Below are 13343 nucleotides of genomic sequence, written 5' to 3' on the forward strand. Positions count from 1 at the left end.
GGTACGCGGAGGTGTGGAGGCGGAGTGGGAGGGCACACTCTCTGTCACTGCAAAGCGGCACAACGGACAACAGGTGGGTGAACTCGCATGAACGGCCAGAAGATCACCAACGCATCGACACCCTCCGATCCGACGAGGACGAGGGTGCGGGGCAATGGCTCCGACAGCATTCACCGGGCACGCGAGGCCTCTCGCACCTTCACCGACAACCTCACCCCGGGCCCGGATCCCGGCACGGCCGACTCCCTGGTCCTCGTGGTTTCCGAGCTCACCACGAACGCGGTGCGTCACGGCGGCGGCCGGTACACGCTCGAGCTCTCCGCGACATCGGACTCGGTGACGGCGGCGGTCAGCGACCCCAGCACGACGCCCCCGCGTGAGCGGGCGCCGGACCTGAACGGTGGCAGTGGGGGCTTCGGCTGGCACATGGTCCGCCGTCTCGCCACCGAACTGACCGTCACGTACGGGCCCAGCACGGGCAAGACCATTCGCGCCCGGCTCGCGTACTGAGGCCTGTCCCGTGATCCGTGATGGATCAGCGCGCGGCGTCGGATGCGGTGGATCGCAAGGCGGAGAAGCGCTCGCATACTGAATGCGTTCGGCCGTTCCGGCAACGCGGCGAGGCGCCGTAGCTGTCGTCGAAAGCCCGGCGGGGATTGCTGGACGGAACCTTGGCGGGCACGTAAGCACATGCAACGTCCTGTGGCCCTCGGGTCTCCGCCCCGCAGAGGGAGCGGGCCTCGTACGCGGACCGCGCTGACGTCCGAGACCCCTCCGCCGGATCAGGGCCGGCGGTCGACTGGATCACGACCCGGCGAACTCCTCTGCCAGCTCGCCGGGTCGTGTCGCAGGGCCGTGCCGAGCGGGTGTCGGACAGCGGCATCCGTTTCGCGGCCGGCCTGAGCGGACTGCGTGCCGCGGGCAGCCGTCGAGCTGGGGCGATGGCCGCCTCGCTCACTATCTGCCGGCCCTGACCGCGAACGGCTGTCCCGTAATCCCTGGTGGATCTGCGCGCGGCGTCGGATGCGGCACCTCGCAACGCGGACACGCCCGCAAACCGGATGTACTCGGGTGTTCCGACGACACGGCGAGGCGCCGCCGCTGTCGTCGTCCGCCCGCCAGGGAGTACGGGACAGCCCTCAGGCCTGGACCAGGCCGCTGATCTCCCGCGGGGACAGGCCCGTGAGTTCGGCGATGCGCGGGGCCGGGACACCGGCCGTCAACGCACGGTGCACGAGGGCCTCCCAGCCCTGTGTCATCTCCCGGAAGCCGGACAGCTCCGCCTCCAGGTCCGCCACCGCGCGAGGTGCACACTCCCGGTGTACGAGCAGCGCCTCCTCCTCGCTCAACGGAACGGGGAGGCTCTCGGCGTCCTCGGGAAGCAGCGCTTCCGCGTCGGCCGGGAGGATTCTGACCTGTTCCGACGAAGCGGAGACCCCGTGAGCCTGCAACCACCCGTGGACGGCTGGTGTCTCCGCGCATGCCAAGGGGCCGACTGAACCGAGGGCTGCCCCTACTCGGGGGTAGCTGTCAGGCAGGAGAAACAAGCGAGCGTCATGGTCCATCGTGCAAAAGCACCATCTCGATCGGGGGCGTCAACGACGCCTCCGATATTAGCGTTTGCATGCGCCATCGAATTCGTCTCGCCACTCCGGCGAGCGGGTGCTCTCCCCTCGCCTCGCTCACCACGCCGAGCGGAAGCGAGGCCCCGTCCACGCCCACCAAGCCTCGGTCGGTGCCACGCCCATCTCGGTGGTCGGTGATGAGCCGGTGTCCGTTTCAGTCCGCGGGACCGCGGGTCGGCGGCAGCCCCATCTCCTCGCGGTCCTCCGCCACTCGATCGGCGAGTTCCTTATCGTTCGGGCGCCTCGGCAGGCCGCGCCCGTGTCCGTGGTCCGGGTCGCCTTCGACTTCCTTGTTGGACTTGTGGTGATGCACCATGGCCGTCTCCTTGCCGTGTCGGTGCGGTGGCGCGCCATGAGGTACGCGTGAATCGCCCGGGCTGCGGGAAACAGCCGCCGCACCGGCTCCGAGACGGACATGGACCCACGGCCCGGGACGACGGCGCTACACGGCGGTAGTCGTCGTGCCACGTGTCCCTACGGTTCGTCCGCATTCGGCGCCACCGCTTCCAGTGTCTCCGACGGCGTGGCCCGCCGCCAAGCAGAATCGCGCACCACGACGGTGGCGCCGACAGCCTGCCGCACGGAGCGTTCTCCTCATCACCCGGTGTGACACCGCGACCCCCTCATGAACGAACGGGCTCAGGTCCGGGTCTCGCCGTGTCGCCGGGACGGAGAGGTTCTCGTAGGGCGTGCACGCCGGCCGGTGTCGCGTCGGGAGGGCGCGGCTTCGGCCGGCCCTGGCCAGGGAGGACGGGCGCCGCCGTGCGAGCCGACGTCGGTGAAGGGTCTACCGGTGACGGGCCACCCGACCTCGTTCGCGTCGGCTCGGTCCGGGAACCATCCGCACGAGGCCGTGGACGACGGTGTCGATCAGGTCGTCGGACGGCGCGTCGGTTCCTTGGATCAGCAGACGGGCGAGGGTCCGCACCAGCGCGGGTGAGTCCATGACGCGCCGGTTCAGGAGGGGCCGGTACCCGTAGCGGGCGAGCACCAGTTCGGCGACGGTGTTGCCGAGCCGGTAGTAGCGCCCCCAGCGGCGGTCCACTTCACCGGCGTACCGGTGGAGAACCTGCTCGCGTCGGGGGCCGTCGGGGCGGTGCAGGGCGAGGGCGACCGTCTCGGCGGCGACTTCGCCCGCGTCCATGGCCTGGACGATTCCTTCGCCGCTCCACGGACTGACCATGCCGCCGCTGTCGCCGACCAGGAGCAGGCCACGGCCGTACTGCGGTCTGCGGTTGAAACCCATGGGCAACGCGGCGCTGCGCAACGGCGAGTCGGCGTTCTCCTCGCGGAGCCCCCAGTGGGCGGGCAGGCGGGCCAGCCACTGGTCCATGGTGGCCCGCAGATCGACCGCCCCGTGGCTGCGGTGCGGCAGTGCGCCCAGGCCGACGTTCACACGGCCGTCCCCGAGCGGGAAGATCCATCCGTATCCCGGCAGGTCGCGACCGGTGCGGGAGCACAGCAGGTCGGCCCAGAGTTCGAGGTAGGGGTCGTGTGTGCGGGCTTCGCTCCGGTAGTAGCGGCGGGCGGCGGTGGCCATCGGCTTGTCCGGGTCCCGCTCCAGCCCCATGGCCAGAGCGGTGCGGGCCGAAGCACCGTCGGCGGCTATGACCACGGGGGCACGGTAGTTCCTCGGCTGTCCGTCGCCTCCCCTCACCGTGCTGACGCCGACGATCCGCCCCGCGCGGTCGGTCAACGGGCCCGTCGCCTTCGTGTCCAGGCACAAACGGGCTCCCGCGGCCACGGCATGTCGGGCGAGGATGTCGTCGAAGTCGTACCTGGAGCGGGTGAGACCGAAATCGGGTTGGCTGCCCGTGCGGGGCCATTCGATGTGGACCTGACGCCCGCCGCACACCCACCGCATGCCCTTGGTGCGGGCCCAGCCCGGGGCGTCGATGTCCACCCCCATACGCACCAACTGCTGCACGCCTCGGGGGGTGAGGCCGTCGCCGCACACCTTGTCCCGGGGAAACGTGCCCTTCTCCAGCAGCACCACGTCCACGCCCGCCCTGGCCAGGTACAGCGCCGCGGCCGAACCGGCCGGCCCCGCACCCACCACGATCACCTGCGCCTGGTGGTCGCCGGTAGCGACATCCTCGCCTGACTCCACTTGCTGACTCCTAGGTGAGCGAGGCGCGTCGGGAATTCCGCCGACGTGCCGGCACTGTTGTCGGCTCGGCGGACCTGTCTCCGAATCCGTACCGATCACATACCCGACCCGCGCCGAAACACCCGCTCGGGCGGGTCGAAAGGCCGGAACGGCCGTCAGCACAGCAGCTCCGAGCGACATGCTCCGCTTGTGCGTTGCCCGTGCACGCCTCCGGGTGCGGCCCGGCGGCGGGAACTGCCGAACGGCTCCGCGCGGGCCCCCGGGGGCGGAGGAACGCGTGGACTGGTCGGCGACGGGAGTTCAGAGGACTCCGGTGCCGTCGACGAGCCGGAACGGCAGGCCGAGCAGGTCGGCCGCGGCCTTCAGGTCCTTGGCCCGGTGGCCGGTGCACAGCGTCCAGTGGTGCCCGATCCCGGAGGCCGACCAGGCGTCGGTCCACTCGCCGGGATCCACGCCGAAGTCGACGCGGGAGGTGGTGTTGCCGATCTCCAGCAGCGGCCCCGGCACGACCTCCCCCTCGGAGGCGATGAAGACGAGACTGCCGTCCGCCTCCTGTCCGAGGCCGAACGTCGTGACCGGGCCGTGCGTGACGTCGAACTCCACGCTGACGCCCCAGCCGCGCTTGCCGTGGTAGACGCCCAGCCCGCGCAACAGCGGGTCCTTGGAGCTGATGGCGAGGTGCGCCGGTCCGTCGTGCCCCATCTCGACCACGCCGTCGCGGAAGTTGAGCGCCTGGAGTTCGGTGAAGGATCCTCCGGCACCGAGGGTGTCCGCGACGAGCATCGCGAGACTGGTGCGCAGCTCGTATTCGCCGGCCACCGGCAGGCCGCGCGCGGTCAGCAGCGAGGCACCGAGGATCATGCCGGCGCCCAGCCGCTCGTGCAGTTCGCCGTCCAGACCCCGGTGGTAGTAGGCGAGGCTGTCCAGGGAGAAGTCCTCGACCAGCCGGTCGAGCCCCACGGAGACCCGGGCCGCCCAGTCGAAGTCGTTCCCGTCGACCGAGGCGTCCAGGGTGAACACCTCGCGGGCCAGAGCGACGCGTTCGGCGGCCTGCTGGTCGGTGACCGCGTCCACGCGGACCCGGAGGTCGTCGAACTCGAGTACTTCGACGTGGCCGCCCAGCTGCGCCGAGACGAGGGTCATGTCCGTCGACACGTCCAGCATCCCCGGGTAGAGGTGGCCCATCAGCCCGTGGCGGCCGTGGCGCAGCGCAGCCCGTACGCCTGCCGCGCCTATCCAGCGGCCGATCCGGTTCCAGGCGTTCTCGTCGCGGAGGTGGCCTGAGACCGAGCGGAAGGGGATGCCGCTGCGTCGCAGGACGTTGGCGACCTCGGGCAGAGGGCACTGGCCGCAGTAGGCGAGCCATCTGCCGGTGTCGAAGGTGGAGTGGTCCATCGCCTCGGTCGGTTGCAGATCGATGATCAGCACGGGGGACCCGCTGCGCTGGGCGATCGGCAGGACCATCGAGGAGGTGAGGTAGGTGGTGAGGAAGGTGACGATGATGTCGCAGTCCGCGCGCCGGAGTACGTCCGCGGCGACCGCGGCCTCCTTCGGATCTGAGACGAAGCCCGCGTCGGTGACCTCGCAGCCCATCGACTCCAGCCGGCGGGTGACGAATGCGGCGGAGTCCTGGAGCTGCGGCAACAGCCCGGGGAACTGCGGCCAGTAGGCCCCCAGGCCACCGGAGACCAGGCCCACACGGGTCGTACGGCGGGTGATGCGCTCCAGTGCGGCGCTGGACGGAACGGCGGATGCGGCAATCATGCGGGCTTCCCTTCGAGGGGTTCTCTCGGAGGGACGTTAAGCGTGGAAGCGACGCGCGAACAAGGGTTTGAAACGAATCAATCCGCGACGCGGACGGGGCTGCCGAGCTGTTCTCGGCCGACCGGACCCGTGGAACCCGTGCGGGCCGACGGATGGGTGTCGCCGTCGCGCGCAAGGGTGGCCCGGCCGGCCTCCCGTCACCCTTACGGTGCGTCAGGTCATGTCGGGCGCCTGCTGCGGACGGCCGGCCCGCACGGCGGCGGGAGCTGACGGTAGTGGCTCCCCCTCTTCGGCAGTGGCCGGGAGGTGCTCGCCCGGGCCGGTCGTGCGGCGGTCAGCCGATCGGGAGGTGCCCGCGCACGCTGTCGGCGGCCGACCGTACCTCTTCCGCCCTGTCGGCGACGGCGGTGCCCACCGCCTGCCCGGCCTTCCTGGCGCTTCGTCGGCCCGCGGTGGCCGCGGCCCGGGAGCGGTAGGCCAGCGAGGGCTTGCCGTGGGTGTCCGCGGCCGCGATGAGGAGCCCGCCGAACAGGGAGAGGTTCTTGGTGAACTGGACGCGCTGGCGGGCCCGCTCCTCCGGGTCCTCGGTCTTCCACCAGGCGTGTCCCGCGAGGGTGGTGGGCACGAGCGAGGCCGCCAGTGCGAGGGCGGCCACGCGCGGGGCGTGGCCGGTGGCCAGGAGTACCCCGGCGCCGACCTGCACGGCGCTGTTGATCCGCACGAGCCGCACCGTGTCGTTGGGCAGCTGCGGTACGCGCCCGGCAGCGAGCTGGGCCACGGGATCGGCGGCCGCTGTCACGGAGTGCGGATCGCGGAGCGTGCGGAGTCCGCCGGAGATGAAGACGGAGGCGAGCAGGGGTCGGGCGGCTGTCCTGAGAATTGCCATGATCCGCGCATGCCCGGGTTCCCGCGGGGCACGCACACGGATTTCGTACGATCTGTCGGAGCGGACGCCCCCTCACGAGTGGCCCCGGTGGTCACGGGGAACGCGGCCGCCGGGGCGGAGCACCCGTACCGGAAGCGTCACGGCCGCCGACCTGCCTTGGCCGCGGAGTTGCCCGCCGTGCGATGCTGACCGGGCACGTGGATCAGGACGGTACCGGGCGAAACGGCAGGGTGAGGGCAGTGCGGCGGCGGGGCGGGGCCATCATGTGGGATCGGTTCGCGGCGTCCGATCCCGGACTCCTGAGACTGACAGCCGGGTTGCGGACGGTCTCGGCCATCGCGCTCACCCTGATCGTCCTTGTCGTGCTGGGCGCCGATGTCACGCATCTGGTGGCCGGTGCCATGACGGCGATGACCGCCACCTTCGCCGTCAAGGACACGCTCGTCCGCGACCAGGCGATCACTCTCGCGCTGGGGATGCCGGTGGGGCTCGCGGCGACGTCGTTGGGTGCCCTCCTGACGTCGCAGGTCGTCGTGGGCGACCTGTTCTTCGTCGCACTCATCTTCGGCGCCGTCTACTGCCGGAGATTCGGCGATCGTGGCACGGCGCTCGGCCTCATGGGCTTCCAGATCTACTTCCTCTCCCTGTTCGTCGGGGCGACCACAGACGCCCTGCCGAGTCTCTTCGCCGCACTGGCCGTCGGCTTCGTCTGCAGTGCGGTGGTGAGGTTCGCCGTCGTCCCGGAGACACCCCGCCGTGTCCTGACACGACTGCGTGATGCCTTCCGTACGCGACTGGCTCAGCTCGTGGCGAACCAGATCCAGCTCCTCGACGCGGGCCCGGAGCAGTTGGAGAAGGTGCTCGACGACATGCGACGGCGCACCGCACGGCTGCACGAGGCGGCGCTGATGATTCAGAGCCGCCTGGAGGAAGGCACCCGGGACGCGGACAACGCGGCGCTGCTGCAACGCCGCGTGGCGGAGGCCGAGATCGCGACGGAGCGACTGGGCATGCTCCTGCTGAACGCACGCAGCGCCGAGCGGGCCGACACCCTCACCCTTCACCTGCCGCACGCGCCCGTACCGCTCACCGGGGACTGGAGGCCGGCCGAGGACGACGCGACCATAGCCCTGCGCAGGGATCTGGCGGCGCTGCGTCTCCTGGTGGTGAGGCCCACGTCGAACGACGAGGGCACGGCGGTGGCCCACATACGCAACCGGCTGCTCGGCTACCGCGAGGAGGAACGCCTCCCGTCCGCGTCGGCGGCCATCCAGGACGCCTTCCGTGGCATCGGTGAGGCGGCCCGATCCGTCCTGGGGCTGCGCCTGGCGCTGGACGGGCCCCAGGACGAGTCCGACGACTCGCCGGCGACGACGCGCTCACGCGAGGAGTTCGACGCGGAGGACATCGCTCTCACCGCCCCCGAGGAGTCGAAGGACGAGGAGCGCACCGGGTTGCGGCGTCCCACCACGAGGGCGGCGTTCCAGGTGTCGGTGGGTTCGGTCCTTGCCATCATCGGCGGCGAGCTCCTCTCCAGTGAGCGCTGGTACTGGGCCGTTCTGACGTGCTGGGTGGTCTTCCTCAACACGGCTTCCACCGGCGAGATCCTGGTCAAGGGCTACCGCAGGCTTCTGGGCACGCTGCTGGGTGCCGTCGCGGGCGTCGCGCTGGCGGGCGTGGTGGGGGGCCACACCTGGCTCGCGTTCGCGCTGGTCCTGGTCTTCATCTTCGCGATGTTCTTCACCGCCCCGCTGTCGTACGCCGTGATGTCGTTCTTCGTCACGGCCATGCTGGGCCTGCTCTACACCTTGCTGAACTCCTACAGCTTCGACGTTCTGGTCCTGCGTATCGAGGAGACGGCGATCGGTGCGGCGTGCGGTGTCGTGGCCGCCGTACTGGTGCTGCCGGTGCACACCGACCACCGCACCGACGAGTTGCTGGGCACGGTCCTGGACCGGCTGGGTGACGTGGCCTCCGCCTCGGTGGAGCAGCTCAGCGGCGGGGTTCAGTCCGATCTCCTCACCAAGGCCCGGGATCTGGACACGGCACTGGACGAACTGAGGTCATCCACCACGCCGTTGACGTATCCGATCACTCCCCTGCGCGGTCGGCGGCAGACCGTGCGCTATCTCGTGGCGCTGCTGGAGACGTGTGCGTACCAGGCCCGCGCCCTCGCCGCGACCGCGGAGTTGCTGCCGCACAGCAGGACGATCGCGGCGGATCCCCGGCTCCATCGGGCCGGGCGGCGGATCGCGCACAACATCGAGGTACTGGCCGCGCATGTCGCGGACGAGGGGGCCGGGGGTGAGGTCAGGTCCGGCGCGAGCATCGCGTCGACGCTCCGGGACGACGGGTCGGGCACTCTTCCGGCCGGTACGGTGACGTCCCGCGTCCTGCGTCACCTGCAGCGGCTGGACGAGGGTGTGGTCGGCCTCGCCCGGCCCCTCGACGTACCGGTCGCCGACCAGCAGACGGGGGCCAAGGCCGCGCTCGGATGAGGAATCGCCGTCACAGAGCTCGCTCGACGCTCCAGATCGGCAGGTACTCGAAGAACGCGACCGCCTCCGCACGCCATCGGGAGCGCCAGCCGGCCGCCTCGCCGGAGGCCAGCTCCGCGCAGCGGCGCATGTCGGCCCGCATGGTCTCGTGGACACCGTGGTGCCGGGCGATGTCGCGGATGGAGCCGATGGTCTCCTCGCTGCAGGCGGGATCGCCGAGCCCCGACCGCAGCACCGCACGCTCCGTCTCGTCGGCCGCCTTCAGGATGGCGTGCACGGTGTAGTTGCGTCGCCCGTCGCGGATGTCGGTGCCCGTCGGCTTTCCCATGGTCTCCGCGTCGCCGAACAGGTCGAGGTAGTCGTCGCGCATCTGCCCGCAGATTCCCGCGAGCCGCGCGTAGCGGCGGAACTCGGCCTGGAAGGTGTCCGGTTGCTCGCCTGCGGCGAGCAACCCCAACCGCATGGGGGCGAGTACCGAGTAGCGGGCGGTCTTGAAGTCCGCGACCTGGTGCAGGATCTCTTCGCCGGGATCGGCCGTGAAGTCGCGCTCCATATCGATGATCTGGCCCACGAAGGTGGCCGAGGCCGCTCTCGTCTGAACCTCCACCATCGCCTGGCGTACGGCGAGGGGCGCCTCGGAATCCAGCAGGACCTGGAGGGCCGACGTCAGTGCGAGGTCACCCGCGAGCAGGGCGAGCCCGAGGGCGGCTTGCGGGTGGTCGGGGAACCTGTCGCGGTAGGCGTAGTACGTCGAGGGGCCGCCCCGGCGTACGGCGCTGTTGTCGATGATGTCGTCGTGCACCAGGGCGTGCGTCTGCAAGAGTTCGATGCTCAGGGCCGCTGCGTCCAGCGCGGCGAGAGGCTCGTCGGTCACCAGGCCGGCGGCTTCGAAGAGCAGGGCGACGCGCATCCGCTTGCCGCCGCGCAGCGACAGATCCTTCAGCAGTCCCAGGCACTCGGGGGTGAAGCGGCTGAACGACGGCGCGTCGAGCGTGCTGCTCAGGTTCCGGAAGTACTCCTCGAAGAGTAGGGGGAACCGCCTTTGGTATCCGGCGAGTCGGGCACGGATCTGCTCGGTCGGGGCAGCGCTACGGGTCACAGGGTCTCCAAATTCCGGAAGGCAGGTGCCACGCTGCCAGACGCGGCCTTCGATGGTCCGCGTATCACCGCCGCCGGAAGAGGGGGGTGCGTCACGCCGCTCGCGCTCGGTACGACGTCGAGGTGGAAGCGGTCACGCGGCTCGCCGGGTGACTCCCGGAGGCGTGAACCGGATCCGGGTTCCACGGAGGGACCGCCGCATACAGGGTGGCGACGAGGTCGGTGTCCAGGAACTGTTGCGGTCGACGGCTCGGCGCCGCGAGGACGGTTCACGTACCACCGCCGCGTTGCTTCCGGGGTCGCTTCCCGGGTCTCTCCAGGAGGCCCGACGCACTCGGGTGGCGGTGCTCCGCGTGCGGATGCAGCCTGGAGGGGGCGTACCGTCCCGCGTCGGTCGACCTGGGTCGTTCCGGCGCCGACCGTGTAGAGGAGCGCACCGGTGTCCGACGAACCCGTAACCGGTATCAACCCGCAGGTGGCCCCGAGCGGCGAGGGCTGCGCCGACTGTGTGTCCGGGGACGGACCCGGGTGGTGGTTCCACCTGCGGCGCTGCACCGAGTGCGGGCATGTCGGATGCTGCGACTCCTCCCCCTCCCAGCACGGGACCAAGCACTTCCGGACGGCTGGGCACCCCTTCATCGCCAGCTTCGAGCCGGGCGAGGACTGGTACTACAGCTTCGAGACGCAGCAGGTCTTCGAGGGGCCGCCGCTCGCCTCCCCCACCTCGCACCCTCCCGAGCAGCCGGTTCCCGGACCGGCAGGGGCCGTTCCGGCGGACTGGCAGCGGCACCTGAACTGATTGGGCGACGGCAGCGCTCAGAGACTGGTGAGCAGGTCTTCCAGTGGAGCGGGGAGGCGGTCGGGTTCGAGGGCCTCGACGAGCACACGGCCGTAGTGGATCTTGCGTCCCTTCTTCGTGCCCAGGAAGCGGCGCAACTGCTGGTGCGCGGCGCGGCCCTGTTGGGCGGGCTGCCGCACGAAGGTCCGCAGGGCGCGAACATCGCCCTCCGCCCGGACCAGCTCCTCCACCCGGCTCACACCCAGCGCCCGGATGAGTTCGTCCTCCAGATCCGCCGCGCACACGAAGAACTCCTGCTCCCCCGCTCCGGCCCGCTCAAGACCGCGGGCGTAGTAGCGGCGCTCCGCCTCGTCGCACAGTCCCGTGAGGCGGAGCCCCAGCCCGGGTGGCCCCAGGATGTGGGCGAACCGCGCGACACTCATCGCACCGCCCATCGGCAGGACGCAGACACCTTCGGCGGCCAGGTTCCTGCCGCGGCGCGCGGCCGACGCGCTGAGCGCCGCGGCGTCACTCGGTCCTTCGAGCAGGACGGCCGACCTGACGTACAGTCGGTCCGCGAGGACGCGTGCGGGATCGCCGTCGCCACCGGCCGCCCACGCGGTGACCGCTTCCCGGAACTCCCCCATGTCAGTCACGGGACGACAGTCTCCGCCTTACCGGGCCACCACGCCAGGCGATTTCCGGCGGCTGCCGGGCAGTGAGCGACCGGGCCGACCGCTCGGGACTCGACGCGGATCCGCGGACCGTGCGGGCGTAGGCTTCGACCGATGCGGACGGGGGCGGATCAGATGACGGCCGAGGCGGCGCAGAGGTGGGGATCGACCCTCGATTCCTTGGTGGTGTACGAGCAGGGTGTAGGAACAGGGGAGCTCCACCGGAATCGCCCGGCCGACCGTCGTCGCCCGCACCGTCCGTGTGCGTCGGTCGCGGTTCAGCGCTCCCGAGGACCGGGAGGACCGATTGGTCGCCCTGCGGGAGCGACTCCCGGTCTCCGAGGTATCCGCGGTGGAGTTGCGCCAGCGCCGGGAGTCCTGCTCACCGAGCCCACCGGGGTCGACGCCGACTGCCGGGGCGTCGTTGTCGGGCCCGACAGCCACCGCACGGTGACTCCGGTGTGCGCGTTGCCGGCGAGCGCCGAGGCCCGTCGGGCTCTGAGGGCTGCGGCCGGGGAAGAGGTGCCGCAGCTCACGCCGCGGGGGCGCTCTGCGGAGCCACTGATCCCGTCGCGCTCTCCTCGGGGCACAGGGGTCGGCGACGAGACGGGAGGGTCGGCCGTCCAGCCCGCTCACAGCTGTTCGGGGCTCCGGGGCAGGCCGCGGTGCGGGCGGCTGCGGCTGTCCGGAGCCCGGACCGACCGGGGCTCCACGCGTCGGCCGACGGTGCCGGATCCAGCAGCAAGGAAGTCATGCAGGGAGTCCTCACCGGTTTCGCGGTGATCGCGGTCGTCATAGCCGTCGGCTACCTTCTCGGGCGACGCGGGAGTCTGGGAGACGACGCACGACCGGTTCTGACCGGTCTCGCGTTCAACGTCGCCACCCCCGCCCTGCTCTTCACCACTCTGGCGGGCGCGGACCTGTCGGTCATCCTCTCCGAACGGCTCCTCGTCACCGCTGCCAGTACGGCAGCCGCGGCCTCCGTGTTCATCACCATCGGACTCCTGCGGGGCTGGGGCACGGGTCACATCACCATCGGCGCCCTGTGCTCCAGCTACGTCAACGCCGGCAACCTCGGCATCCCGATCGCCGTCTACGTGCTGGGCGACGCCTCCCTCGTGGCCCCGATACTCCTCTTCCAGCAGATCATCGTCACACCGCTCGCGCTGACCGTCCTCGACCTGAACCGGAGCGGTGAGCGGGTCCCGCTCCGGCGTCGCCTCACGACCCCGCTCCGGAACCCGATGGCGGTCGGCTCGCTGACGGGCGCGGCAGTCGCGGCTTCGGGGTGGACCGTCCCGCAACCGGCCCTCGAACCCCTCACCCTCATAGGCAACATGTCCGTACCGGCGGTCCTGCTGGCCTTCGGCATCTCCCTGAGAGGCAGCGGCCTGCCCGCACGAGGGGACAACCGGCCGGCCATCGCCCTGTCGGCCGCCCTCAAGACGACGGCCCAGCCGCTGGTGGCCTGGAGCCTGGGGGCAGGCGTCTTCCATCTGCACGGCGCGGCACTGCTGGACGTCGTCGTCACCTCCGCGCTTCCGGCCGCCCAGAACCTCTACACCTATGCCTCGCAGTACAAGGTGGCCGAACAGCTCGCCCGGGAGTCCATCCTGCTGTCCACCGCCGTATCAGTCCCTGCACTGATCACCATCGCCGCTCTCCTGGGATGAACGGGCGAAGCGGGGCTCCCTGTTCGGCTGTTCGACCGGCACGGTGGTGAGCGGGCGGTCGACCGGCTGTCCCGCCGGGGGACGGGACCTCACCGCGGTGGCGGTGGACCTCGGGGAGCGCTGCCTCGACACCGTGTACCAGGGCACATGGGCCCAGGACCTCTACGGCGACGGTCCTCTCGACGCCGAAGCCGTACGTCGGATAAGCGGACCGGAGCCTGGGTAGAACGGCTGGTG

Annotated in this window: 11 protein-coding genes and 2 pseudogenes; 5 read left to right on the forward strand and 8 right to left on the reverse strand. The window is 70.9% G+C overall.

Annotation, left to right across the window (positions count from 1 at the left end; genetic code table 11):
- The first annotated feature begins 87 nt into the window (after nt 1–87).
- On the forward strand, nt 88–510 hold the full coding sequence (locus AB0I83_RS28075; RefSeq protein ID WP_356531970.1) for an ATP-binding protein: 423 nt from the start codon (nt 88–90) through the stop codon (nt 508–510).
- A gap of 629 nt (nt 511–1139) precedes the next feature.
- Here AB0I83_RS28075 and AB0I83_RS28080 read toward each other — a convergent pair.
- The 5 genes from AB0I83_RS28080 to AB0I83_RS28100 all read right to left on the reverse strand — a co-directional run bounded on the left by AB0I83_RS28080 (nt 1140) and on the right by AB0I83_RS28100 (nt 6385).
- A complete protein-coding gene (locus tag AB0I83_RS28080; RefSeq protein ID WP_356531972.1) occupies nt 1140–1565 on the reverse strand; it encodes a DUF6003 family protein in 426 nt (141 codons plus the stop codon).
- A gap of 214 nt (nt 1566–1779) precedes the next feature.
- Entirely contained in the window at nt 1780–1941 is a 162-nt protein-coding gene (locus AB0I83_RS28085) for a hypothetical protein (protein ID WP_356531974.1), read from the reverse strand.
- Nucleotides 1942–2412: 471 nt separating this feature from the next.
- Nucleotides 2413–3735: a geranylgeranyl reductase family protein gene (locus tag AB0I83_RS28090; protein WP_356531976.1), complete on the reverse strand. Its 1323-nt coding sequence runs from the start codon at nt 3733–3735 to the stop codon at nt 2413–2415.
- A gap of 300 nt (nt 3736–4035) precedes the next feature.
- Nucleotides 4036–5499 carry an L-fucose/L-arabinose isomerase family protein gene (locus tag AB0I83_RS28095; protein WP_363306614.1) on the reverse strand — a complete coding sequence of 488 codons (1464 nt, stop codon included), beginning with the start codon at nt 5497–5499 and terminating at the stop codon, nt 4036–4038.
- A 334-nt stretch (nt 5500–5833) separates the two neighbouring features.
- Nucleotides 5834–6385 carry a DoxX family protein gene (locus AB0I83_RS28100; protein ID WP_363306615.1) on the reverse strand — a complete coding sequence of 184 codons (552 nt, stop codon included), beginning with the start codon at nt 6383–6385 and terminating at the stop codon, nt 5834–5836.
- Nucleotides 6386–6648: 263 nt separating this feature from the next.
- Here AB0I83_RS28100 and AB0I83_RS28105 point away from each other — a divergent pair, with 263 nt between their 5' ends.
- Nucleotides 6649–8883 carry an FUSC family protein gene (locus tag AB0I83_RS28105; RefSeq protein WP_356531981.1) on the forward strand — a complete coding sequence of 745 codons (2235 nt, stop codon included), beginning with the start codon at nt 6649–6651 and terminating at the stop codon, nt 8881–8883.
- Nucleotides 8884–8893: 10 nt separating this feature from the next.
- Here the strand turns inward: AB0I83_RS28105 and AB0I83_RS28110 are convergent, their stop codons facing one another.
- Both AB0I83_RS28110 and AB0I83_RS28115 read right to left on the reverse strand, forming a co-directional pair.
- Nucleotides 8894–9982, reverse strand: coding sequence for a polyprenyl synthetase family protein (locus tag AB0I83_RS28110; RefSeq protein WP_363306616.1), 1089 nt, complete (start codon nt 9980–9982; stop codon nt 8894–8896).
- Nucleotides 9983–10068: 86 nt separating this feature from the next.
- Nucleotides 10069–10220 (reverse strand): annotated as a pseudogene (locus AB0I83_RS28115) (deaminase); the annotation flags it as partial.
- A 200-nt stretch (nt 10221–10420) separates the two neighbouring features.
- Between AB0I83_RS28115 and AB0I83_RS28120 the strand changes: the two are divergent.
- Nucleotides 10421–10780, forward strand: coding sequence for a UBP-type zinc finger domain-containing protein (locus AB0I83_RS28120; protein ID WP_363306617.1), 360 nt, complete (start codon nt 10421–10423; stop codon nt 10778–10780).
- Nucleotides 10781–10797: 17 nt separating this feature from the next.
- On the opposite strand, the gene AB0I83_RS28125 is transcribed toward AB0I83_RS28120, so the two are convergent.
- Nucleotides 10798–11415 carry a TOPRIM nucleotidyl transferase/hydrolase domain-containing protein gene (locus AB0I83_RS28125; RefSeq protein WP_363306618.1) on the reverse strand — a complete coding sequence of 206 codons (618 nt, stop codon included), beginning with the start codon at nt 11413–11415 and terminating at the stop codon, nt 10798–10800.
- Between the two features lie 770 nt (nt 11416–12185).
- On the opposite strand from AB0I83_RS28125, the gene AB0I83_RS28130 reads away from it, so the two are divergent.
- Both AB0I83_RS28130 and AB0I83_RS28135 read left to right on the forward strand, forming a co-directional pair.
- The gene (locus AB0I83_RS28130) at nt 12186–13106 is read left to right on the forward strand and encodes an AEC family transporter (protein WP_363306619.1); all 921 of its coding nucleotides are present in this window, start codon (nt 12186–12188) and stop codon (nt 13104–13106) included.
- A gap of 4 nt (nt 13107–13110) precedes the next feature.
- Nucleotides 13111–13332: pseudogene (locus AB0I83_RS28135) on the forward strand (2,3-diaminopropionate biosynthesis protein SbnA); the annotation flags it as partial.
- Between the last annotated feature and the right edge of the window lie 11 nt (nt 13333–13343).

It is taken from the genome of Streptomyces sp. NPDC049970 (assembly GCF_040660235.1).
Lineage (GTDB): Bacteria > Actinomycetota > Actinomycetes > Streptomycetales > Streptomycetaceae > Streptomyces.